The organism is Candidatus Poribacteria bacterium, from assembly GCA_026706025.1.
In the GTDB taxonomy this organism is placed as follows: domain Bacteria; phylum Poribacteria; class WGA-4E; order WGA-4E; family WGA-3G; genus WGA-3G.
In genome coordinates this window covers 52418-76737 of record JAPOZO010000030.1, presented here as the reverse complement: position 1 = coordinate 76737, position 24320 = coordinate 52418, and the positions used below count along the sequence as shown (strand labels likewise).

At 46.3% G+C, this 24320-nt stretch carries 26 protein-coding genes; 6 read left to right on the top strand and 20 right to left on the bottom strand.

Features of this window, described 5'->3' with window-relative positions; genetic code table 11:
• The first annotated feature begins 89 nt into the window (after positions 1-89).
• The 3 genes from OXH00_06660 (at position 90) to OXH00_06650 (ending at position 983) form a co-directional block, all read left to right on the top strand.
• Positions 90-281: a hypothetical protein gene (locus OXH00_06660; protein MCY3740682.1), complete on the top strand. Its 192-nt coding sequence runs from the start codon at positions 90-92 to the stop codon at positions 279-281.
• 18 nt (positions 282-299) lie between these two features.
• Positions 300-464 (top strand): hypothetical protein, encoded by a 165-nt coding sequence (locus OXH00_06655; protein MCY3740681.1) that lies wholly within the window; start codon positions 300-302, stop codon positions 462-464.
• Between the two features lie 102 nt (positions 465-566).
• Positions 567-983: a hypothetical protein gene (locus OXH00_06650; protein MCY3740680.1), complete on the top strand. Its 417-nt coding sequence runs from the start codon at positions 567-569 to the stop codon at positions 981-983.
• A gap of 188 nt (positions 984-1171) precedes the next feature.
• On the opposite strand, the gene OXH00_06645 is transcribed toward OXH00_06650, so the two are convergent.
• The 10 genes from OXH00_06645 to OXH00_06600 form a co-directional block, all read right to left on the bottom strand.
• Entirely contained in the window at positions 1172-2029 is an 858-nt protein-coding gene (locus OXH00_06645) for a phytanoyl-CoA dioxygenase family protein (protein ID MCY3740679.1), read from the bottom strand.
• Positions 2030-2086: 57 nt separating this feature from the next.
• Positions 2087-3181 (bottom strand): glycosyltransferase family 4 protein, encoded by a 1095-nt coding sequence (locus OXH00_06640; GenBank protein ID MCY3740678.1) that lies wholly within the window; start codon positions 3179-3181, stop codon positions 2087-2089.
• Positions 3182-3250: 69 nt separating this feature from the next.
• Positions 3251-4246 (bottom strand): ribose-phosphate pyrophosphokinase, encoded by a 996-nt coding sequence (locus tag OXH00_06635; protein ID MCY3740677.1) that lies wholly within the window; start codon positions 4244-4246, stop codon positions 3251-3253.
• A 100-nt stretch (positions 4247-4346) separates the two neighbouring features.
• Positions 4347-4658 (bottom strand): hypothetical protein, encoded by a 312-nt coding sequence (locus tag OXH00_06630; protein MCY3740676.1) that lies wholly within the window; start codon positions 4656-4658, stop codon positions 4347-4349.
• 43 nt (positions 4659-4701) lie between these two features.
• A complete protein-coding gene (gene gpmI, locus OXH00_06625) occupies positions 4702-6324 on the bottom strand; it encodes a 2,3-bisphosphoglycerate-independent phosphoglycerate mutase (protein ID MCY3740675.1) in 1623 nt (540 codons plus the stop codon).
• 129 nt (positions 6325-6453) lie between these two features.
• Positions 6454-7032: a Uma2 family endonuclease gene (locus OXH00_06620; GenBank protein ID MCY3740674.1), complete on the bottom strand. Its 579-nt coding sequence runs from the start codon at positions 7030-7032 to the stop codon at positions 6454-6456.
• Between the two features lie 56 nt (positions 7033-7088).
• Positions 7089-7838, bottom strand: coding sequence for a LamG domain-containing protein (locus OXH00_06615; protein MCY3740673.1), 750 nt, complete (start codon positions 7836-7838; stop codon positions 7089-7091).
• 187 nt (positions 7839-8025) lie between these two features.
• Positions 8026-9591 (bottom strand): trypsin-like peptidase domain-containing protein, encoded by a 1566-nt coding sequence (locus OXH00_06610; GenBank protein MCY3740672.1) that lies wholly within the window; start codon positions 9589-9591, stop codon positions 8026-8028.
• Positions 9592-9671: 80 nt separating this feature from the next.
• Positions 9672-11390, bottom strand: a complete 1719-nt coding sequence (locus OXH00_06605) for a hypothetical protein (GenBank protein ID MCY3740671.1) — start codon at positions 11388-11390, stop codon at positions 9672-9674.
• Positions 11372-13006, bottom strand: coding sequence for a hypothetical protein (locus tag OXH00_06600; GenBank protein ID MCY3740670.1), 1635 nt, complete (start codon positions 13004-13006; stop codon positions 11372-11374). The genes OXH00_06605 and OXH00_06600 overlap by 19 nt, the downstream gene beginning before the upstream one ends.
• A gap of 401 nt (positions 13007-13407) precedes the next feature.
• Between OXH00_06600 and OXH00_06595 the strand changes: the two genes are divergently transcribed.
• Both OXH00_06595 and OXH00_06590 read left to right on the top strand, forming a co-directional pair.
• Positions 13408-13962: a hypothetical protein gene (locus tag OXH00_06595; protein ID MCY3740669.1), complete on the top strand. Its 555-nt coding sequence runs from the start codon at positions 13408-13410 to the stop codon at positions 13960-13962.
• Positions 13963-14088: 126 nt separating this feature from the next.
• Positions 14089-14343 (top strand): hypothetical protein, encoded by a 255-nt coding sequence (locus tag OXH00_06590; protein MCY3740668.1) that lies wholly within the window; start codon positions 14089-14091, stop codon positions 14341-14343.
• A gap of 338 nt (positions 14344-14681) precedes the next feature.
• On the opposite strand, the gene OXH00_06585 is transcribed toward OXH00_06590, so the two are convergent.
• The 6 genes from OXH00_06585 to OXH00_06560 all read right to left on the bottom strand — a co-directional run bounded on the left by OXH00_06585 (position 14682) and on the right by OXH00_06560 (position 19380).
• Complete coding sequence (locus tag OXH00_06585; protein ID MCY3740667.1) at positions 14682-15335, bottom strand: methyltransferase domain-containing protein; 654 nt, start codon at positions 15333-15335, stop codon at positions 14682-14684.
• Positions 15253-16116, bottom strand: coding sequence for a hypothetical protein (locus OXH00_06580; protein MCY3740666.1), 864 nt, complete (start codon positions 16114-16116; stop codon positions 15253-15255). Before OXH00_06580 ends, OXH00_06585 begins: the two co-directional genes overlap by 83 nt.
• 4 nt (positions 16117-16120) lie before the next feature.
• On the bottom strand, positions 16121-16609 hold the full coding sequence (locus tag OXH00_06575) for a hypothetical protein (protein MCY3740665.1): 489 nt from the start codon (positions 16607-16609) through the stop codon (positions 16121-16123).
• Positions 16610-16647: 38 nt separating this feature from the next.
• Complete coding sequence (locus tag OXH00_06570) at positions 16648-16968, bottom strand: hypothetical protein (protein MCY3740664.1); 321 nt, start codon at positions 16966-16968, stop codon at positions 16648-16650.
• Positions 16969-17241: 273 nt separating this feature from the next.
• Positions 17242-18201 carry a hypothetical protein gene (locus tag OXH00_06565; GenBank protein ID MCY3740663.1) on the bottom strand — a complete coding sequence of 320 codons (960 nt, stop codon included), beginning with the start codon at positions 18199-18201 and terminating at the stop codon, positions 17242-17244.
• Between the two features lie 222 nt (positions 18202-18423).
• On the bottom strand, positions 18424-19380 hold the full coding sequence (locus OXH00_06560; GenBank protein MCY3740662.1) for a cyclase family protein: 957 nt from the start codon (positions 19378-19380) through the stop codon (positions 18424-18426).
• A 172-nt stretch (positions 19381-19552) separates the two neighbouring features.
• On the opposite strand from OXH00_06560, the gene OXH00_06555 reads away from it, so the two are divergent.
• The gene (locus OXH00_06555) at positions 19553-20443 is read left to right on the top strand and encodes an EamA family transporter (GenBank protein MCY3740661.1); all 891 of its coding nucleotides are present in this window, start codon (positions 19553-19555) and stop codon (positions 20441-20443) included.
• A gap of 30 nt (positions 20444-20473) precedes the next feature.
• Here OXH00_06555 and OXH00_06550 read toward each other — a convergent pair whose 3' ends face one another.
• The 4 genes from OXH00_06550 to OXH00_06535 form a co-directional block, all read right to left on the bottom strand.
• Positions 20474-21448 (bottom strand): zinc-binding alcohol dehydrogenase, encoded by a 975-nt coding sequence (locus tag OXH00_06550; GenBank protein ID MCY3740660.1) that lies wholly within the window; start codon positions 21446-21448, stop codon positions 20474-20476.
• A 69-nt stretch (positions 21449-21517) separates the two neighbouring features.
• Positions 21518-21859 carry a type II toxin-antitoxin system PemK/MazF family toxin gene (locus OXH00_06545; GenBank protein MCY3740659.1) on the bottom strand — a complete coding sequence of 114 codons (342 nt, stop codon included), beginning with the start codon at positions 21857-21859 and terminating at the stop codon, positions 21518-21520.
• On the bottom strand, positions 21846-22196 hold the full coding sequence (locus OXH00_06540; GenBank protein ID MCY3740658.1) for a hypothetical protein: 351 nt from the start codon (positions 22194-22196) through the stop codon (positions 21846-21848). Before OXH00_06540 ends, OXH00_06545 begins: the two co-directional genes overlap by 14 nt.
• A gap of 575 nt (positions 22197-22771) precedes the next feature.
• Entirely contained in the window at positions 22772-24250 is a 1479-nt protein-coding gene (locus OXH00_06535; protein MCY3740657.1) for a WD40 repeat domain-containing protein, read from the bottom strand.
• Between the last annotated feature and the right edge of the window lie 70 nt (positions 24251-24320).

The following is a 24320-nucleotide window of genomic DNA, read 5'->3' as shown; positions in this document are numbered from 1 at the left end:
TCCTCAACAGGATATAGTTTAATTCATTAGAGATAAAATTAAAGGGCGCGATCGGAAGTTCGCTTTTTACAAATAAGGGGAATAAACTTATGCGTCATTTAAACGTGAGCATGCTATTTGTCTGCTTTGCGGCACTTTTATTTGTTTTCGCTTGCGCAGACTCGTCAAAGAAACCAGCAGAAACACCAAGCCAAACGGCAGAAGAAGCGACAGAAACGCCAACCCAAACGGCAGCAGTAAGCATTGAAGAAGTGACGCTTACTGTAACCGGTATGACGTGAGGCGGGTGTACCAGTGCGGTGCAGGATGCACTTACAAAGGTTACCGGTGTCTCTGAAGTTGTCAGTGTTTCTATGGATGAGAACAAGGCTGTGGTAAAGATTGAGAAGGGTAAAGTTACAACAGATGCTTTAGTTAAGGCTGTTGAAGCGGACCCACGCTTTAAGGCAACAGTTGCTAACTAAAAATTTTAGGTTGTGTAGATTGAAATGCGCCGGTTAAATCGATTATTTCTCTGTTTTTTCGTTGTGCCATTTGTTTTTGCACTCGGATGCACTTCGGAAAAAATGGGTAACACAGGTTTTGATGTCACGCTGTCAGTGACTGGAATGCCCCGGTTCACTTCTACCTTCAGTGTCATGAAGTCGCTGGAAAAGATGGATCCCGTGGTCATTGATGATGCCATCTACAAGGTAACGACAGCCTGGTTTCCACTTAGCAAAATCAGTAGTGAAACAAGCAAATCTGTTTTAGAGAATGAAATCGGATGGCATTTCAAGCCTGATGAGCCAAAGTATTTTAAGGTTACGGTTCGGGCACTCCCAGGAGCAGATCCTGTGCATGGTGTTAACGATGCAATGTCTGCACGCGTAAAAGCAGCGTTAATTGAGGCGGTCAAAGACACAGGCTTTGAGGCGAGTGTAGAAAATATAAAAGCTCAGAAAGGGACGTACCACATTCGTAAACTTGGACTGAATAAGTAGTATATGATCACTATCTACTACAAGGCTTACACCTAACTAACCTTATATAATATATGGCGAGGTTTTGATACCTCGCCATTTTTCTTCATGTGAAGGGTATATCTAACGAGACTTGTTCTACAAACAACCCAACTATTTTAGAAGGGCTATCGGCAAAGCACAAAAATTTCTCGCTATGAAACCCGCTACTACTTGTTCGTGTAAAGTGGGTTTTCAAGTAAAGATTGAACTTCGTAGATAGAGCCTTTTAGTTCCGCGTACGGTTCCGGCATACGCACGGGTGCAGCTACCATACGGGGTTGATTTGTCGATTCGCCACGAATAATGAAGTCGTTGAAAGTATCCCAATCTGGAATTCCCTTCAGGGGCCAGGCATCTACCGCGCAATACTGGAAGAGCAGTAAGCGTCGCGGTTTGTCAGAGGTATTCGGGGCAGAACCGTGTAACGCCCGAACATGATGGATTGTAATCCCACCTGCCTTCAACTCAACAGGCACAGCATCTTCTGGCGTGAAATCAGGATCTGTCACTGCCCCGATAAAAGCACCATCTTGGTGATGATCTAAAGTCGGTCCCTTATGAGACCCTGGAATTATCATCAGCGCGCCGTTCTCCACAGTCATATCGTCAATGACGATCCCAACTGCGAGCAGATCGTCATTGGTGTGGGGATAAAACGCCCAATCCTGATGCCATTCGACCGGGCTTCCGAATTCTGGATATTTCATATTCAATTTATGCCCGTTATACCGAACGCCGGATCCGATAAGTTGTTCCACGATATCCAGTATCTTGGGGTGCCGTAAGGTTTGGTCGTAGACGGTGTGGTAAAGCGCGGGGCTTTTGATACGCCGCACGCGTGGGTTCGCGGCGGTATGCCCGGGTTCCAGATCAAAGATGTCAGTATGTTCGGTCACTTCTCTTGATTTCTCAACGAATTCATCGGTAACTCGTTGGAGATCGACGACTTCTTCCGTCGTTAGTACTGCTTCAACACCGATATAGCCGTTTTCGTCGTAAAAATCACACTGTTCTTGCGTGAGCATTGTTCCACTCCTCCAAGCGAAATGATACTGCTATTATACACCAATCCGTTAAAAAATTCAACCCTTATTTAACAATTTCTCATAAATGTCCTGTACTTTTTGAACATGCATTTCAACGCTAAATGTTTCCTCAGCATATTTTCTCGCGGCTTGACCGATACGCACGCTTTGCGGCGAATCACCAGCAAGTTTAATAATCTGGTTTGCGATACCGTCTATCGGGTCTAAGGGTACAACGTATCCTGTTACCCCATGAACAATCATCTCAACAGTACTGCCGATCGGCGTACCAACAACGGGTTTACCAGTCGCCATCGCCTCGGCGATGACACTTCCCGCTGAAAGGGTTACGAGGAGGTCAAGCTTCTGCATTGCCTTGGGCATATCGGTACGATGCCCCGCGAAATGGACGACCTCTTGCAACTGATGTTTGGCTACTAATTGACGAACTTTCTGTTCATAGACGCGATGCTCAGGTGTATCCAATGCAGCACCAATAATATGGAACCTGACCTTTTTGCATTGCGTAGCGACCTTGGCAGCTATTTCAACAAACATCTTTTGACGTTTAAAGGGTTCAATCCTACCCACGATACCGATGACATATTCCTCCGGGTGTGTGGGTCCAAAGGCAGGTTGAAAGACCGATAAATCAACACAATTACACACGACATCAGTCTTTTGAACATCAATTCCTGCTTGAATTAGCGGAATTCTACTCTGCTCCGAGATGGCGATAATACTGTCCATCCGATTGAACTTATATTTTCGCACCTGTGTCGGCGTAAGGAGGTTCCGGACGTGTGAAACAGCAGGTATTTTTAACCGATTTTTGACATACCATAGATAGGGGTTAAACCACGAATCAGAGGTATGGATGAGCTGCGTGTTATGCGCTTTGGCAAGTATGGCTAATTTTTTCGCGGCACTGCGTCTCGCTACCACAGATCTCGCTTTTCGCCACGGGGGCAGCTCAAGGATGACCGTTGAAATACCAGCACGCCTTAGATGTTCAGCAAAAACACCGTCATCAGGACAGACGACAAGGGGGTGATAGCAGGTTCGATCAATATTTGTGACGAGATAAGCGAGTTGCTTTTCACCCCCACCGATGCTCGAACCGCAATGGCTGAGGTACAGTATCGGAATCATCTATTTCTATAGTAAACATAGGAAGCGCAATTTTTCAATAACGACCACTTTATTGAAGGACACCTGAGATTACACAGGGAAATCGAGATGCTGTTCCCTGAAAACTTGACTAACCGAGCGGTGCTGATGGACTCGAAGTATGGCTTGGGAGAGGAGTGGCGCGATAGAAAGCACCTTAATTTTCCCATCTAACTGCTTCTCTGCTGGCACAGGGATCGTATTGGTGGTGACCACTTCACGAATTGATGAGTGATCAAGACGTTCCAGTGCCGGACCGACCAATATAGGGTGTGCGATACTCACATAAGCGGGTTCTGCGCCAGCCTCCGCTAATGCCATTGCTTGTTGGCGAATCGTTCCGCCCGTTTGTATTTCATCATCGGTGATAATTGGGGTTTTACCTTTGACATCACCAACAAGTTCGACGAATTTAACGCTCTGTCCATCGACACCTGTGCGTCGCTTGTGCATGATTGCCAACGGCAGCCCAAGCATATCGGCGTATTTCTCTGCTAACTTTGCCCGACCTGCATCAGGGGCAACAATTACACCATTTTCGACCTGTTTCTCGCGGAAGTAGTTTACCAAAGTCGTCACGGCAGTCAGGTGATCCATAGGAATATCAAAGAAGCCCTGTATCTGTGGTACGTGGAGATCCAGAGCCATGACCCGACTCGCGCCTGCTGTCGTCAAGAGATTGGCTACAAGTTTCGCGCTAATCGGTTCGCGTCCTGTAGTTTTGTGATCTTGACGGGAATATCCAAAATACGGGATAATCGCGGTAATCTGCCGGGCTGATGCTCGTTTCATGGCATCAATTGTGATGAGCAGTTCCATCAAGTTTTCGTTGGCAGGTTGACTTGTTGGCTGCACGATATAGATATCCGTGCCTCGGATACTTTCCTCAATCTGAACGCGCGTTTCAAGGTTGGGAAACGGACCGATTGTAATTTTACCGAGTTCAACGCCTAAAATCGCAGCGATCTCTTTTGCTAATGCTGGGTTCGCACTTCCAGCGAATAGCCTGAAATCGCTGCTAACTTGCTGGTCAGTCAGTGTAGACATGCTACAACCTCCTTACACTAAATTAATCTGATTCGTCATATACGCTTTCACTGGAGCGGAAAATCTCAGATTTCGATCATTTTGTTGAGTTAGGTGCATTTCAAGAAGTGATAACAGTAAATAGGATCGCGAGGCCGAACACGATAAGTAATCCAATCCGGGCTTGGTTTACTTGAATCCTTCGACCTGTTTCTTTGTAACTATCCGTATAGGAAGCTACATATTCAGGTGATTTCCCAAGGAGCCGCGAGGCAGGTGGAGTCGGCTCATAGACAGAAGCGATAAGGATTCCGAGTATATTTCCACAGAAACCGATGAAAAACCAATGAACCTTTCTGACATCGTATCCTGCGTCTTGTTCAGCAGCCGTATCAACATCTACTGTGGTCCGATGCTGTTGAGAGTCATTCATTTTAAAATTTTATTTGCACGTTGTAATTGTTTAACACATGCTATTAATAAATGAGTGATTCGCCTGTCATTTCAGTGGGTTGATCTAAACCGAGGAGGCGGAGTGCTGTCGGTGCGATATCGGCAAGTCTGCCTCCGGTTCGGAGTTGTCGTCCGTTGCGTTGGTTATCAACAACGACGAGATCTACGTCATAAGTCGTATGTGCGGTGTGGATACCGCCGGTTTCGGGATCGATCATCTGCTCACAGTTCCCGTGGTCGGCGGTGACAATGAGCGCGCCGTCCTTTCTAAGTACGGCATCAACAATTTTACCTACGCCAACATCAACTGCTTCAACAGCTTTGATAGCAGCTGAGAGAGAACCTGTATGCCCGACCATGTCGCCGTTGGCATAGTTGAGTACGATCAGGTCATATTTGTCGGAGCCGATCCGACGCAGCATCTCTGCGGTAACGCCGGGTGCGGACATTTCGGGTTTCTGATCATAGGTCGTCACATCGCGTGGAGAGGCGATGATTTGCCGATCTTCACCTTGATAGGGTTCATCTCGATAGTCATTGAAAAAAAAAGTAACATGCGGGAATTTCTCAGTCTCTGCACATCGGAATTGTGTGAGTCCTGCTTCGCTGACATAAGCACCGAGCGTATTCTGCATTTTGGGCGGTTTCTTGACAGCTGCCTCAACAGGCATTCCCCGCTCGTACTCTGTCATTGTAACAAACTTAACGTCAGGTTTGCAATTCCGTTTAAAACCCATTTCTCGTGTTACACCATCTTTCCCTTCCGCTTGAAACGGAAAATCGTCCAAGCAAAAGGCTTTGGTGAGTTCACGGGGTCGGTCGCCTCGGAAGTTATAGAAAACAACGGCATCTCCATCGGCGATCCGAGGGAGCGGCTCGCCGTCCCTTCCGACAACTACACTCGGCCGTACAAACTCGTCCCCTTTACGATTAGCATCATCGGGGTTTTCATAATAGTCGCGATAAGCATCTCTCGCGGCATTGACGTGGTCGCCGCATCCTTCGGTTAAGAGACGATATGCAACCTCAACACGCTCCCACCGGTCATCCCGATCCATCGCATAAAAGCGTCCGATAACTGAGGCTATTTGCCCGATGCCGATCTCTTTCAACTTCGCTTCAATCTGTTCGCAGAATTGGATACCGAGGTCGGGTTGGCAGTCGCGTCCATCGCTGAAATTGTGAATTAAGACTTGGTTGGATTTGAGTCCATTTGCCTGAGCAAGCCTGAGCAGCCCGTAGAGGTGTTCAAGTGAACTGTGCACACCAGCATCGCTTGCCAATCCCATGAGATGGAGATGTGTTCCGTGTCTTTTGACATGCGCAATTGCCTCCAAAAGCACTTCGTTCTGGGCAAATTCACCGGAGCGGATCATAGTACTGATACGACGGAGTTCCTGATTCACGATACGGCCTGCGCCGATGTTCTGATGCCCGACTTCGCTGTTGCCGATGACCCCTGCGGGTAGACCGACATCTTCACCGGAGGTATGGATTTGGACGTTTGGATAGTTCTGTCGTAGCCAATCATCTACGGGTGTTTTTGCGAGATGAACGGCATTGGCGTTGTTAAATTCAGAATACGGATTATTGCCCCAGCCGTCCCGAATGATGAGGACGACGGGGCGTTTCTGATGGGTTGCCATGCAAATTCCTTCCTATTGCATATAGTTATCAGTTGTCAGTTATCAGTTAAGAAACCTCTTGTGGCAGTCCTGTTTGCCGTAGCCGCTACAGAGACCCTCTTAACTGAAAGCGAAGCGAACTGACAATTTTTATGATGTATTGAACACGACACGTCTGTAGATGGCACGCAAGGGCACCTCACATTCAATTGAGGCGAGTGATAGCGTATCTTCAAGATGCTGAAACCTGTTATGGGTCCATTGCGACCCTTCGCACTGGTAGTGCTCAACGCGCACACTGTCTTGGGAAATAAGGATGTATTCCTGTAAGGATGCCAGCTGCTTATAGTGCTCAAATTTTTCACCACGGTCAAACGCTGCGGTTGAGGGTGACAGCACTTCTATAACAACTATCGGGTTAAGGAGCGTGTCAAAAGTGTCATCCTCAAAACGGGGCTCACCACAGACAACGATAACATCTGGATAGTAGTAAGAGACAGTGGGACTCGTCCGTACGCGCATCTCGCCAGCGAAGACTTCACACTCGCTCTCCATCAATTGATTGCTAAGCTGAACTGTTGTATCTACTGTGATACGATTGTGCCAGCGGCTTGCGCCGGACATCGCAATGATCTGTCCGTTGTGGTATTCGTTCTTAAAGGGCTGCTTGCGTTCCCAAGTGAGGTACTCCTCAGGTGTCAGATAGGTTTGTGCTGTAAGCGTTGACATAAGTGGCTCCGTGAGGCTCTGTTTTCCTACCAAACGATTTGAACGGCGGACATTTTTTAAAGTCCTACCTTCAATTTTCCCCACGTTGTGGTGAGTTTCCCACGTGCCTCCACATCTTGAGGTGTCTCCATGACCTTTTGGATGTCGGCTTCACTCAAGGTTTTCTCATAGAGTCGGACTTCATCAATTTTACCGGGGAAAAAATCTGTTGGTCGGCCGAAATCGTCACCACCGATCCAGAGTTCTAATGCGGAAGGTGCGATCGGCACACCGTTGTCAGCGTCGCCTTCGAGTTTACCGTTCACGTAGACCTTCATTGTTTTTCCATCGAATGTTCCAGCGAAGTGATACCATTCGCCGACTTTCCAATCGGTTGTTGTTGATTCAGCAAAAGTGTTGTTCGGTTTGACGAGGAAATCAATACTATCTACGTTGCCGAAGTCAAAGATAACGAAGATAGAGTCGTTTTTGACCATCAAGCGTCGTCTGGTGAGTACATCATTTGGGCTGAACCACGCCATGAGGGTAATATTTTCTTCAATTGCTAAAGCGGCATCATCCGCGACAACGACGTGGTCCTCCTCACCGTCAAATTCGAGTCCGGTACCGAATTTTCCATCAATCCACTTGGGATTTCCGTTAAATTCTCCGTCATGTCCATTGCCAGTGACATCTTCGGCTTTTTTACCATCGCCTTCATCAAAGGGCCAGTAGGCGACGAGTCCGTCTTCTGCAACGTTAGCGATACTGAGGCAGGGAATGATCAGGAGCGCACATAGCGACAAAACAAAGGTAATTTTGAGCATTATAGGTTCTCCTATGTAAGCGCGAAATTTTGGATCTGTATCTTGGGGATTTGTCACTATTATAACATATTTTTGGAAAGGAAGTGTAGAAAAAAATATTATCTGAATCAGGATTTAGAGGATTTTAAGATGAACAGGATTGACAAACAGGTTTTCGGAATTATAGATAGAATTTCACTGCAAAATTCTATTTTCCCACACCCGCCTTGGAGAGCAATTCCTTGAGGTAGTTTGCTGGTATTGCAAAGTTGAGATTTTGTCCCTCGGTGAGTTTCGACACTGCCACACCGATAACTTCACCCCTGCTATTTAGCACGGGACCGCCGCTGCTACCTTCAGAAACCGGTGCACTAATCTGGATACGTTTGCTATCAACCTGAAATTCTCGCACGCCGCTTACAACACCCTCCGTGAAGGTGCCTTCCAAATAACCCTTTGGATTGCCCACGGCGTAAACTGGCTCACCAATTTGTAGTTCATCACTGTTGCCAAGTGGAAGAATAGGTGCCCCAATATCTGAGACTTTGAGAATTGCTAAATCCTGTTGTGCATTCATAGCGACAATGCTTCTTATACGGTATGTCTTATTCATGCCAACCTGCTTGACATAACCATTGAAAACTCCTTCAACAACATGCAGGTTAGTTGCAATCATACCGCGACCGACGAAGAAGCCACTCCCCGAACTGATAGGTTGACCGTTAACATCTTCCATAACGACAAGAACTGTGGAGGCTAAAGATTTTTTGGCGATTTGCTGGGGAGTTTGTATAGTAAACTCAACCATATGAGACGGTTCAGGTATGTTCTCTGGATAGATTTTGAGCTTTCCTTTCTTATATAGTTCTGTTATCCATTTATTGATACGTGTACGCTTCTTATCCTGCACAACTACTTGCTCAATGTCCCTTTTGACCTCGCTAAACGTTTGATTCCGGGCAGGTTGATACTCCTCTTTCCGAAAAATAAGGTAGTAGGTTCCCTGGTCAACCTCGGTTTCAAAGACAACATCAGTCATCTCACCAACATCCATATCAAAAACAGCATTGATGAACTCTGACCAACGCGGTGAAGCATTCCTAGAAAAGGAGTAGGTATTACCGGGATCATCTCGATTAGTCCCCGGTCCATCTGCTAATCTGCCTGCTTCCGCGAGTTCCTCTGCTATCTCCACGATATCTTTGCCAGTTTTAATCATATCTAGAACCTCGTTAGCAAAGTCTTCATTATCAAGCGTAATACACGTTGCGCGAACTTTTGCTTCGCTAATGTAATAGTTCTTATGCCTTTCATAATACGACTTAAGATCTTCATCAGTATATCTTATTTTTCCATCAACTTCCATTTCGACCATTTTTTCAACCATAAGTTGATGGACGTAGTCTTCCCGTTTCTTACGGTATTCTGGTGTGTCAGGAAAACCTGAAAAGTGGTCTCTGATTTTCTTGAGAATTGCCGGATCTTCGTTTAGTTTTCGGTCTTTGGCAAGACAGAGGATTAAGCGGCTCTCTGCCATGAGTTGGATATAGCTCTCAAGTCCCCTTTTATCCTGATATTGACGTTGCTTATATTTAGGAAGCATACTAATTTCTTTCATCATTTCCTCAAAAGTGATTTGTTGTTTCCCTCGCCACTCAAATTCGGCAATGATGGCTCTGTTAGCAGCGTTTACCTGTTCACTGCAGCTGTAGCAAAGTAGAGGGATTGTAAAAATCAGGAGTAAAATTAAGGAAATGTCATTAAACTGCTTCATAAATGTCGTCCTCTGTCTTTAGTGGAGTAGAATAGAATTTCCTATCTGAAATAGAAAATTTCTTCTACTTAAGGGAGTGGCTAAGTCTGATATTTCCCATAAACAGACCTTAAGAAGTCAACACCTGCTTCTACGAATTGGTTGCAAATCTGGTTAGCAATATCCTTATGCCCCGCATTGTACAGAATCCGAACAGTTTCATTAATTTCGTCTTCTTCCGTTTCCAAATGCCGTATGACACGCTGAGGGATTGCCAGATAGATTTCTCCTACTGATCGTGGCGTTTTCAGAGCATGTTTCCGTAAGGCTTTGATAAAGCGTGATAATACCATATAATACCCTGGAACTTTGTCAATATTCTCTATTGAACCTTTTACCCAACCCAACACTTCCATATCTATGGTGTCAACCAGGCCCAGCCATCCTAATAGAGGACATGACGCTTCCTGATATGTAGCTACAGTGGTGTTTTTGGAAATAACTTGAAACAAAGCACGCCACGCAGGCATAACCTTTAGCTTCACCTTGTCAGATGGGTTATCAGCGCGTCCGGAGAAAAAGTAGACCATACCTGCAAGAAGATTTGGGTTGCCACTGTGTATCAACTGATAAATGAGACTGGTTTTGTCATCTAAGGTTTCACTGTTCTCTATCCACCCCGTACAGATGTGTCTGACGAGTCCATCCAGTACGGCTGTATCATCAAAGTGGGTGCTTAATGCCTTCTGATAGTGTCCATGTGCTTTGAGCAGAAAATAAAACTCCTCTCGGACCCTTGGGTATAACAGGTACCCGGAAAAAGCGGCTTGCCAATGGTCTTCATTACGCTGTGGGAAAATGCGATTTATGTTAAGGCGAACCCACTCCTCATCGAGATCCGACAGATACGATAGATGAAACCCAAGTGTATAAGAGAATTCAAGCGAGGGTTCAATACTTCGATCTAATCTTTTGGTGAAATCTGCCCTGATGGCGTAGGACCATCGGCAATCTGTGTACTCAGACTCGTTGGTACGAGCGAATCGCCAGGCGTAACCTACCATTGCTGAAAACACTCTACCCCTGTCTGAATTCAAAACATCAGTGGGTAGATTATCAAGATTTGAAACACTTTGTTGTGCCTTATCTACGAGAATCAAGAGGATCTCTTCAGCAAAAGGCAAGAGTTTTGCCTCAAACGCGTGTGTATCATCTCTTGTGCCTTCTGCTATCAAATCTGCTGCACCGGAAAGCACCCAATTCCTGTAATTGAAACCATCCTCGTATTGCTCATTCCAAAAGTGTTCTGATACGAGAATGGAACGTATAAATCCAAGCAGTGCAGCCCAGTCAAATGTTTTCTTATCCTTCCATGCATTCAGGAAACCCCGCAGTAGAGAAGATTGGTATAAATTCCGAACACTTTGGAAAGGCAGTAGATCACCCGTAAAGCGTTGTGGTTTTTCTTCCACATACTCTGCAAGTGTATCTGCGAGGCCGCGTCCTGCAAGAAAAGGCATACCTATAATTTCTGTCTCTTGGTAATTGTTTAAATAATCGGCAATTTGAGCATTTGACATCTTAGCGAGTTCTCTGATCGTCAATGGTCTCACCGGAGCGACTGCTCCTGACTTAGGCATAATCCCAGAACTTTCAGTATCTTCTGCGCAAAGACGATCATATTTTTCGTAAGCATCAATAATTTTTTTATTGCCGGTTTTCAAGAGTTTAGAAAGCCATTCTCGCCTCCTATATGCTATTGATTTCGCGCGCCTTTCATCATTTTCGATAGATGTTAGTACTAGGTTGATTCTATCCATTGTAGTATCTGCTCCATTTCGTCTTCATTAAATGTGTGGCTATTGGCTTGAATTAATTGGGATATTTCGGGTTCCAACTCAATAGCATCAAGCGGATTGCCTTCCCACTTCCAAAATAGGTGTTTCAAATCGCTGTAATGGTCGGTAATCGCCCTGACTGCAATCCGTTTAATAATAACGCTGGATTCTTGTAGCAAACCTTGAATTGTTTCTGTAATACTCACAGGTTCAGCAGATTGAAAGATACTGCTGGTAAAATTTACGATAAGTTTGGCGTAATCTGCACGCGAAAGATGCGAAAGATCGTTCTCAACAGGGTGTATAAAGCGACACACGGAGGAATCTTCAGCCTCAAGTGCTCGGATTTGTGCAAGTGTAATCTGTGCTGCCTCAACGTCACACACACTCGCAATAGTTTCCCAATTTTTCTTGAGTGCCTCCTCAAGCCAATGTTCATTCATTATTGGTCGGATTCGGCCATTAACGGATTCGACTTCAAGTATTATAGAGAGAAGGGCAAGGGTTAGTTTCCGCTTACCACCGTCAAGAAGTTTAGGCAGAATCGTTTGACCTATTTCCTGCTCCATCAGTCCGTATTTCTGGGTGGATTTCAATGCAGCTGCCATAAAAGTAATATACCGAGGTTCCATTTGGTCTATAGGAAGTGTGCCAATAATTTTGATAGTATCTAAGTCTGTCCGGCCATTATCAATCCGCTCTCTGCTTTCGTCTGTAATCGCATTGACAATATCCACAAGGATATCAACGGGACACTCTGGATGAGTAGCAATCTTCACCACATACTCCAGGGCATGCCAACGGGAACTGTAATAATACCCGGGCTGATCTGGAGATTCTTGAGGCATAGGATTCCAATCAGGATCGAACCATCCATCCTCTTTTAAGGGTTCCAACCAAGTTGGAGATTCAAGTTTACTAAAAAAGTATGCACGTCTCTCCTCAGATCCCAATAGATTGGGAAGAGTACTTCTTATTTCGCTTGTCGGTTCCTTATAGGCAAGAATACGATCCAGTCGGCTGAGAAGGTCAAGAAAGCTACCTACCAAATTCGACAATATACCCTCAAATTCATACCAGAGAACTTCAAATTCTTCTCTAGCTCGAGGAACCCTCCAAGCCCCGTGGCGATGGGCGAACCTATGAAATTGAATAGAAACATTTATCCATCTAATAACAAAATTTACACGGACATCATCGGAAGAAAGAAAGGCAAGGGCATCATCAATACCGAGTGCTGCCAAAATTGAGGCAATATGACCTTTACGGTTCCTTAATTGGCTATAATCTCCTAAATTAGCTAAGACTGCTTCTGTGAGTTGGCTTTGTATATGTCTCTTGACTTCGTCACTGGATAAAATATCTCTTAAACCACCGTCAATTTCCCGAGCAACATGTGCTAAAAGACTTGCTGCTGTTTCTAAGTCTTCGCGTTGTAGAATTCGGATTCCATCCAGATAATAGGCTGCTATTTCAGGACCAATAGATTTCAGATTTTGGTAAATTTCACGCTGTCGAGCGTTTAATTCCGGTACACGACCCTCTATTTCACTCGGTGATTGCGATGAGTCCTGTTCATCGTCAAACCCATCGTTCATTCTTCTCTCACATCCTTTGCTCCAAATTCAATAATCACATATTAACACACTCCAAGGTGAATGTCAAGGCATTTCGTCCGCTCCGGACAAGGAAGGAAACCGAAAATTATAGTAAAGTTTAGAATTAATAGGACACTCCGCACCGGTTCGGTTAGGAAACCGAACCTACCGGGGAATGAAAGTGTCTCTTTATTTTTAAAATTCACTATAAATAGCTCTGCCCGATTCGGTTCTTGATAGTTTCGACATAATATGATATGATTTTCATAATAAACTGCAATGGTGCCCGATTAGAGGGTTCTCGATCTGCTATAGCATCATTATTTTCTGTCAACCTTCTATTGTCAGTGCCTTTTTGGTGTTAAAAAGGTAGTTTACTAACCAATGGAGGTATGTTTCCGATGAAATTTTTTAGTAAAATTATGGTATTTGTTCTATTGGTGTTGGAAATAGGTATGCTACAGGGTTGTGAATCACAGAAACAGAAGCGTTTTGTAGAGCGATCCGTGAGTGCTACAGAATTGATGTCTCATTATATGAGGGATGCAAGTCACGCCGACGAAACCTATGCAGGCTCTCTCTATAGTGGACGTTCCTTCATAGTAACAGGAACTATAAAACAACACCGTAAAGAAGAATCGGATAACTACGTTAACCAATTCAATCATTCTATTTGGTTGCATGTTGATGAATCGAAACTTTATTCGGGTAACAACAACAATCCTTCTGCTGAGGTCCTTTGTAAATTCCTCCTTAGGCCAGCGGTGGATCCACTGAATAATCTCAAGGTGGGTGATTTTGTAAAAATACGGGGGTATGTGATAAAACAGGATCCCAATTTCTCCGGAGATTTGCGGGACGTAAAGTTTGGAGGATTGCGCAAAGGCACTTATACAAATACAGGTAAAAGTTTTTTTTATGTAATCCTTGGAGAATGCAGTTTAGTGGGTAATTGAATAGTTTGTTGAACTTATACAAAAACTAACGAAAGGATAAAATTTTTCACCTACGGGCGATCGGAGTTGAAAATGTTGCGTTGTAACGTGTTGTGTACTTTATCACAATTATGACAAGAAAAGAAAATGAAAACAATCACATACGCTGAGGTCCAGCAGTTAGTCACAAAAATCCCAGAAACGGAGTTACCGTTAGCGTACTGCTTGTTGGCTGAGTTAGCAGTAGGGGACCTACAGTCACCTCAAGCGGCGTTCATGCGTCTTTCGGTAGACGAACGTCGCCAAGTTCTGGCACAACAGGCGGAAGAAATGAAAACTCATTATGAAGAAACGGCAGACGAACGCATCGAATGGCAAACTGGAGATTTCATTAGTGATTGAATATGAACCTGTCATTACATAGGGAGTGCCCAACCGCGCGAACTTCCGTTATCCTAACGCAAGTTGCCACCTTTTTATCCACATAGCACTCCGCTGGAGTGCAATCGCGTAAATATACCATTTTCTATAGATATATCACCCCTCTGGGGTGGGGAAAAAGACGAAAAACCCTTTCTGAAGTGTGTAAAACCTGTTGGTAGCGACTTGGGTTATAGATATATCACTCCGCTGGAGTGGAGAACCGACCAAAACGGTTTCATCAAATGTATAAAACGCGTTAGGTAGCAAGTTGGGTTATCCTATAAATCCTATCATCTTGTAAATCCTGATTCAGACAATCATCCAACACGCTCAATCGACCAATGCCTATCGGTGCTTTGAACGACAACCGCATCCGGCATGTCTATCTGGGTCAGCATTTCATCGACTTCGGCAGTGGTGAAGGCGGCGCGGAAGGAGTCATAGTACAACTTCTGTTGATATGGGGTGTCATCTGCGGCATATAGATCCACAAAGGTTTGTGCATCTGCGGGTGTTTCAGGGCGGATGAGGTCGCGGATGAGAACAACCCCTTTGGGCCGCGCAACTCTGCCCATCTCTTGGAGTGCTTTCATCGCGTCGTGGATGTGATGCACGATGCTGTTGGAGATGAGTCCGTCAAAGGTATTGTCGGGATAGGGTAAGGTTTTGGCATCGACGAGTTCAAGGGTTATCCTATCGGTGAGACCGGCATCTGCGACGTGGCGTTTGGCTATTTTTAGCATCTCTTCGGATAGGTCGATGGCGGTGATGTGGATATTGGGACAGCATTGCGCGAGGAGGATGGGTATCTGGGCGGGACCGGTGCCGACATCAAGAAAATGTCCAGTGCTGGCACCGAGTGCGACAACGCGGTTAACAAAGGCTTGGTCAACCTCCCCGTGCCCCATCGCATCGTATGCCTCGGCGGCTTCCGCTGTGTCCATAACTTCCGGTTCTACAATTCGTTTCATTGTCTACTTCTTCAATGAGTTCAGCAACAGTTATTGCATTCTGGTGGATCTGGTCGGGCTGAAATTGCGTGTACATTCCGACTGCCATTGCGTCTGTCGGTTTAATATTTTCGATCGCGAGTTGAAATGCCTCACGCGGTTTGTTCCTGCCAGCGGCTAATACCTTTATAGCGATTATCGGTAGCGGTATCGCCTTTATAGCGGCAAATGCCGCGTACCGATCATCCGGTAGATAGAGTTCTCTATGTCTTGTATGATTATACAACGCACAGACATAAAAGTCAACATCATATCCTTCAGTGTAGCAATACTTGAGGACTTGCGGATCATGCGTACCGAGTCCGACAGCACAACCGAGATCGCGGATGTATTTGAGACCTTCGCGTAATGAACCGAGTCGTCCCTCTGCGGACAATTTATCGGTCGTGCCACCGTGATGGTAGATAGCAATTGGTTTATAACGTGCGATAATCTGTAGGTATTCGTCGAGATCGGCGTATTCTGTATCCTTCGGAGTCTGGGCAATCCACTGGATTGTACCACCTGTGTTCCAGTATTCGTTGAGGACACGCATGATATGCCTATCGGCACGCGCGAGGACAGTATTAATGCCGTTCTCCTCCGCTTGCCGAAGGTCTGCGATAATTTGGTGCGTCGTATAGTAATCTATCATGGCTTTGGATGCCGCGGCAGAGCGGTGCGAGATGCCACTATACGGATTGCCACCGATAATGAGGCGCGTGACGCGATGGGATGCGATGGAGATCGTCGGTAGTTTCATCGTATTATTTTGTGCCCCCCGGCTTCTCTTGAGAAAAATGGGAACTCCGAGAACCGGCACTGGGGTTCAAATCTCTTTTCGCCGAAATTTTGTAAATTACACCCTTTGGGTCCGTATAAAACATAAGTTGATACATTTTAATTGTTGTATCGGGTGTCTGTGTTACCCGGCGTCCGAGGTTCACTGGCTGTCTATCGGAAATGATCTCGCGATGTGCTTGCTGTAGAAAAGTCAACGAGGGTTTCTGCCAGATGTAAATTTTTGAACCTGTGTCAGTGTTACTGATTCCATGAGGTGTCCCCCATTTTTGAATCGCTGTTGAAATGCGCCTTCCGTGCCACACTTCCAAGATTCGCTGTACTTCTTTCCGTTGTATTTCTTTCTGCTCTCGTGAAGGTTCGGGGGCATTCATCAAATGCTTCGATGCCGTACACCCGGCAGCCAAGAAGCCTGCGATAAACAAAAAATATAAAGCGAATGTGAATCTGTTCATTTCAAAACTCCTATCCTACTTTTAAAGGAAATTTGCCCCTACTTCCACTTGAGTTCACTCGCGGGGTCATAATTCTTCTTGATGAGTGTTTTGGAAATTATACCGTCTGGACGCGCATAAAATGTGAGTTCGTAGGTGTAATCTGTCTGTAAAATTGTTCCTGATACTCCGTTTAAGCCGTTGGGGTATCGCTTGGAAAGGATTCGGTGACGCTGTGGGGCAAGGAATGTCTGCACGGGCACCTGCCAGATATAGATGTGCGATCCTGTCCCGTCACCGTTAACCTCATCCGGTGATCCCCATTTCTGAACAGCCTTTGAGATGTGTATACCTTTCCATCTGGCTATAGTTTGCTGCATTTTCTCATCTGGCGAGAGTTCTGAAGTAGAAGGATGTGCCCCATGCCTCAAATGCGCCGGTGCTGTACACCCTATCAGTAAAATGCTCGCAATAAACGTGAAATGTAAAGTTAACGCAAACCTGCTTATTTTTAAAAAGGTCTGCTGGAAAATTCGGGTCATCACAATGAACACCTCCCTGTTAACTTTATCAGATAAATAGCGATTTCTATGCCAATAGGACTTACGCGATATTGATAGAATAGATGGATTTAGCATTTTTGGCATACATAATCATTCAGTTTTGATTTCACCCCATGTGGTTGTGAACAACTGGGGTTGTGGTGAAACGGGTAAAGCAGATGGGTCAAACCAATCGCCGGCATAATTGCTGCCATCATGCGTAAGTTGTGTGACACCATGCGTCACCAAATTGATTTTGAAGATTTGCGTCCCGTTTCCGGTCGCTTGTGAATAGACCAGTTCATCACTAGACGGCGACCAAGCGGGTGAGAGTGCCAGCACGTCAACAATCTGTTGAAGTCCACTGCCATCTCGGTTGGCAATAAATATGGACTGTTGACGATGTTCTGGTCTAATCCAAACAAAGGCGATTTTGTTATTAGCAGGTGACCACGCGGGTTGCCGCATTCTCGGAGTATCCTCCGGCAGGAATGTCCGTTGTTTGCGGGTTTTTAGGTTAATAAATCGTATTTGACGACTCGCCCAACGGATCTCATCTACCACAACAAACGCGATTTCTGTTCCATCTGGGGACCAAACGGGCTCTTCGCCGTTCGCTTTTTCCATTTCAACAACGCGGGTTACCGACGTTCCATCTGCTCTGGCAGTATAGACGCTTGTCTGTTTAGCCTCATGGTCAAGTTGCATGTAAGCAATTTTTTTCCCATCAGGGGACCAGGCGGGGTCATCTCTGTATGCAGGTGCCGTGCGAAACACGGGTCGCTCACCGAGTCCATCAGCACGCATAATATAAAGATCACGCTCTCCGCTTCGCTCGGAAACAAAGAGGATCTCTTCTCCTGTCGGTGAAAAGACCGGATCTAAATCGTTCGCGCGATGCTTAGTTAATCTAACCTGTTGACTGCCATCGGGATTCATCATATAAATTTCAAAGTTGCCATTTCGATTTGACGAAAATACAATTTTCTCAGTCGTGAGCGGTTTCGCAGAAACAGAACACAGTAATCCTAAACTTAAGCAGTAGAAAAAGAAAACACGTAGCAGTTTCATGGAAAATCTCCCCTAAAGTTATGTTGTCAAATAGGTAGCAATTTCTGTGCCAATATAAAATAAGGGAAAGAACCGGAGATATAGCGGATTTAGTGGGTTTGGCGTGTGTACAGACTGCACGAAACGGGGCAAACGGGAAGATAGCTGCACGGATTTGTGCAGACGCAGATAGAAAAAAGAAGGGATTATGGGACAGCAGCACTGCTGTCCCACTATAAGAAACTATCGAATGGCGATCGGATTGCCGGGGGAACCCGTCGCGCCTTTGAGACGCAGCGGTGCGAAACTGAAGGCGAACTCGTAAACCTTCGCCGCCGCTAACTCCTCTGTGATGATATTTTCAAGATTGTAAATACCGTGTTTGACAATAAACAGTTGATGCACCGGAAACGCAAGCGTTTCATCAGGGTTCGGGACGACCTCGATGCCCCAATTATCGGCACACAGCATCACAATTTTCTGATCAACGAGGTATTGCCCTGCTTCCAAGCCAATGCCGGGTTCTGTGGTGCCGTAACGATCATTATCTATCATCCAGAATTTACCCCAACCGGTGTGGATGATAACGACATCGCCGGGGGTAATCTCGACCCCCTGCTTCTTCAGGGCACCCTCCAGGTCGGCGCGTGTAATCTCATAACTATCGCCGAGGACTTCAACGCCTTTATAGCCAGCGACATCAATTAGCACACCTCGCGTTACAATGGGGCCCACATTCTCAACACCGAGTTCCGTGAGTCCTTCGGCTTTGGCGAAATCGTGCTGGTCTAACCCGTTGTAGTAGAGGTCGCCGATCCCGATGTGCCCGAGACCATCGAATTGGGTGCCGATCTGACCGATTTCGCCGCTGAAGATTTCCTCGAACCACGTTGTTTTGTTTTCACCGAGAGGTCCTGACATCGCCGGAATTCGTAAACTATAGTGCCGCGTCCCAAAGACAGGAATACCACTCTCATAAACTCTACCGAGTTGAAAGACTTCACCGGTTTTAATCAGACTCGCTGCTTCCAATACTTTCTCTGGTGTTAGACGGTTGACGGCACCGCGCCGATCATCCGCCCCCCATTCGGAAGGGAACCACGATTCTTGTGTGAGGGTAACGGTTGCTGTGAGGGCAAGTACGCCAAAGACAAGCCCAAACAGAATAAAAGGCTGGTATTTTTTCCATTTTTTGAACATAATTACCTCCTGAAATAGTAGTCAGCAGTCAGGGCGGATTTTTTCAAAAATCCTTTCAGCAGTCAGTTTCAAGAGATTAATACTAAACGAACTCCTCTTAACTGATTACCGGTGGCTGACAGTTATTAACGAACAGATACAGACCCTGTATCTACAAATAACGAAAGGTCCCATGGCATTTACTTCAATTGCTTTAATTCTGTTGTCAGCATTTTGCCACGCTTTATGGAATTTCTATAGCAAATCCAGCAGAGACACACGCATCCTCTTTTTTTGGTGTGGGTTTTACACCGTAGCGATAGCACTCGTTGCCTTTGGTATCAAGCAACCGGTAATTCCCAAATCCGTATGGGTCTATATTGCTGGTTCCGCACTGGTTCATCTGTTCTACCGTCTGTTTTTGACGCATGCCTATACAGTTGGCGAGATTTCGTTTGTTTATCCGATTACGCGCGCTGCACCAGCATTCTTACCACTATTTGCCTTTATTTTTCTCAACGAACGCATTTCCGCACAAGGCTTGATAGGTATCCTATGTGTGATGGCATCCATAGTACTCTGTCAACAACGCGAAGCACGTATCCAATTCAAAACGTTCCTTCGCTTCCTTCGCGAACCGGATGCGCTCTGGGCTTATGCAACCCTGGCAAGCGTCATTGGATATTCACTGATAGACAAGCAGGGGATGTCCGAATTTCATCGCTATTCTACGGATGTTCCTTTGTGGCGAGCCGTGACCTACTATTTAATGGAGAACAGTATCTCGCAAGTCTTTTACGGTCTGTCCTGCCTCGCCCGGTTTCCACACCAGCAGATTGCAGAGATTGGACGAACAGAATGGAAGCGGAGTCTTGTTGTTGTTGGACTTTCATTGACCTCCTATTCGCTCATCCTCTACGTTTTGATGACAGAAAAGGTTAGTTATGTGACCGCGGTTCGGCAGTGTTCTGTCATCTTCGTTGTCTTGCTCGGTGGGTACGCCTTGAAAGAGGCGTATACAAAACGCCGCTTGATCGCAGCTGTCGTGATGGTACTTGGCATTTTTTTGATTGCATATCAGTAGCCCATCAACGGACAGGCTGCTTCCGTATATCTACCCAAAGGACACTCCCAATTTGACACTCCGTTCGGGGTGATTGTCCATCTCTATGTATGCTTCAACGGAATCTTCAAACGGTACGACCGGGTCAACGACACCTTCACAGTCAAATCGCCCTTCTTCAAGCCATTTCCAGCAAGTATCAACAATACGTCTGAAATTCCAACGTGGATGATCGCGGTTCGGGTCGCTGTTAGCACGCGCAAAGATGATATTCGGAATGTTAACGTGCGCGACAGCACCGAGGTCGAGTCCACCTGTGCATTCTTTTGCGCGTCCAGCGTAGACGATTGTTCCTTCAAAAGTGACGCTGCGGAGCGCGTCATCAAGTGCTGGGTAGACTGCACTGGTTTCTACAGCCACATCAACGCCAAGCCCACCCGTCGCTTCTTTGAGCACTTCGCCAGTATTGGAGGCAGTGGGATCAATAACAAGTTCCGCGCCGGTCTTTTCGGCGACTCTCCGCCGTCTTTCGAGCGGGTCCACAGCAGCGACGAAATCAGCCCCTGCGACCCGTGCCATCTGCACCGTCATCAATCCAATGGCACCCAATCCAAAAACAGCGACCCGCTCACCAACGCGGACTTTTCCATCACGAATCGCAGACATGGCAAAGTGTAATGGATCATAGCAGACCGCCTCTTTCCATGTCATGTGGTCGGGCATCTTGAGGACGCTACCTGCGCGCCAGGTATGCGTTTCTTTGAGGTGCCCGTGGCTGGTGATGCGTTCCCCAATCTCAAAACCTTCAACCTCGTCCCCGATTTCAATAATTTTTCCGACGCACATATTCCCCAGTCCCATCGGAAAATTTGCGCTGTTGTATCCGTAGTATGCTGTCAGTTCGGTGCCGCGTTTGGGTGCGCCGAATTCGACTTGAACGCGGACGCTATCCGCGGGGACGGGACCATCCTCGTACTCCCTCAAGACGGGTTGCCGAGGGGCGATAGCTACTAATTCTTTTGGCATGTTGGTCTCCTATGTTTCAATCAGCACGGTTAAGAACAAGGTCATAATCCAAGTCTACCAGGCTATCCATCATTCGCTCACTTCTTCGAGATAATCGCTCAATTTTTTCAACAGCCGTTTGTGCCGTTCCTCCGAAATAGAGCCGATGTGTCCTACGATCTCATCCATCTGTATTTGACTTAGAAAGCCAAGTCGAATTAGGGAGGTTTCCCTAAGCCTCTCGAGATTATCGTCTTGAGGCGTGACAATTTCGTCGAAACCTTCAACACAATATTGTAATCTCGTCGTTAGGCCACAAGCAATGAAAGCGTGATAATTGTGTGGCAACTGTCGTAGGCAAACCGCTGGTCTCAGCTTTAGCTGGCCCTCGGTATCCTTTAAATAGACAACAATTACATCACGCTCCTTCATTAGGTTTCCTTTCTGTTGTACACTCGCGTTTCTCGGAAGCACATTTCTTATCAGTGCCTTCATAGTCAGGGTTTAGTGCAGCGATCATATCGAGTGTATATTCGGGTTCGTCATCATCATAAGCACCTTCCAAACCACGCGCGGGGAGGTGTGATGTGGCGTTACACTTCTCGGGAGAGCCTTTATAGTCAGGATTTACTGCGATGAGCATATCGAGTGTATATTCGGGTTCGTCATCATCATAAGCACCTTCCAAGCCGCGCGCAGACGCGCGCTCCTCAAGGGGCTGTTTTGCTTCAACTTCCTCTTTCTTCAACTTTTTAGTAGGGGTACCCATATCAAATTCCTCCGTATAGGTCTCAATTCGTCCGCTTGTGTAATCTATCAATGACACCGAAACGTGGTTTTCACTGCCACACGTCGAGCATACAAGGACCACGAAACCTCAGTTATTATACCATACACAGAATTTAGATAGCAAACGGTATCATCTTGAAGGTCAGGACGATTTAGTTTTCTGTTTTTGAGTCCAATTTTGGACACCCAGGCCCGGTAGGTTCGGTTTCCTAACCGAACCGGGCTTGAAAAAGAAAAATCAAAAATTTAGAGAATCCGATAATTTATTTAAAACTAAATAACCCTGTCTTGAAGGGTGTCAGGTAATACCAACACAGAACTGGTAGAAAATAGGATTTATGCGGCGGACAGAATGCCCACCGCATAAATCCACCTCTGTATCAACACTTTGCCGGTAGCCGTGAAATCACCTGCCGTGAGGGTATAGAAGTAGATACCACTGGCGATAGGTTCACCCACTGCGTTCTTGCCATCCGAATACGCCGCACGGCTCCGAGATTCATATATCCTGACAGGTTAATACTCTAATGTCAACCTTGGAACCAGTCTTTTCTCCTACTCCACGAGTGTCGGCGCGAGTTCCCACAGCAGCACGGTTCCGTCCCTACTCCCTGATGCGAGCGTATTTCCATCGGGACTAAAGGATACGCTATTGATATCATCCGTATGCCCAGTGAGTATCAGTATCTCTCTGCCAGTGGCAGCGTCCCATAAACGAATAGTGTCGTCATCACTCACCGAGGCGAGTGTGTTTCCATCGGGGCTAAAGGATACACTATTGACATCATCCGTATGCCCAGTGAGTGTTTTCAGTTGCTGCCCCGTGTCAACGTCCCACAAACGGATCGTACCTTCCGAACTCCCGCCTGCGAGCGTATTTCCATCAGGGCTAAACGACACGCTCAAGACTTCACCTCGGCCCGCATGTCCAGTGAGTGTCAATATCTCTCTACCAGTAACAACGTCCCACAAACTAACGGTAGGCTCAAAAGGCAATAGGTCGTCAAGAAGAGAATATTGTGAAAATGGTATTTGCGAATAAGCCGCGTCAAAATGCCACAGCCGCACGATATCAGACTTATACACTGATGCGATCATCTTGCCATCAGGACTGAACGCTACGCTCTCAACATCACTCGTATACCCTATAAGAGTTTTTATCTCTCCACCGGTATCAACGTCCCACAGACGGATGATATCGTCCTCATTCGCGCTTGCGATCATTTGTCCGTCGGGGCTAAACATCACGCTCCTGACCCTATCCGTATGCCCAATGAGTGTTTTCAGTTGCTGCCCTGTGCCAACATCCCACAGACGGATCGTGTCGTCCTCACTCGCGCTTGCGATCGTTTGTCCGTCGGGGCTAAACGATACGCTATTGACCGCACTTGTATGCCCAGTGAGTGTTTTCAGTTGCTGCTCTATGTCAACGTCCCACAGATGGATCGTGTCGTCATCCCAATCCCCTATGCTTGCGATTGTCTGTCCATCAGGACTAAACGACACGCTCCTGACCCTATCTGCATGCCAGATGAGTGTTGTTTTCAGGTTCCGCCCTGTAGTAACATCCCACAGACGGATGGTACCGTCCTCACTCGCGCTTGCGATTGTCTGTCCATCGGGGCTAAACGATATGCTATTGACATCACCCGTATGCCCAGTGAGTGTTTTCAGTTGTTGCTCTATGTCAACATCCCACAGACGGATCGTGTCGTCATCCCAATCCCCTATGCTTGCGATTGTCTGTCCATCGGGGCTAAACGCCATGCTACTGACCTTATTCGTATGCCCTGTCAGCAGCGACACCTCTTCACCACTCTCGGCATCGTAGAGCCAAATTCCGATACTACTCGCTACTGCCAGCGTGGCACCATCTGGTGAATACTTAATCTCATGTGTGCTTCCTTTCCCGAGTCGTGCTTTAGCCCCTTCAGGTAAAGGCCATTGCGGCGAATCCTGGACACAACCGATATTTGTGAAGGAAAGTGTCATAAACAGGGTTATTAAGATTGGGTAGAAGCGGTTTTTCATCATATTACTTTTGAATCGCGGATGATCGCGGATTAGTTGAAGTGTAGACTTTTCTCATACATCCGTCTAAAAC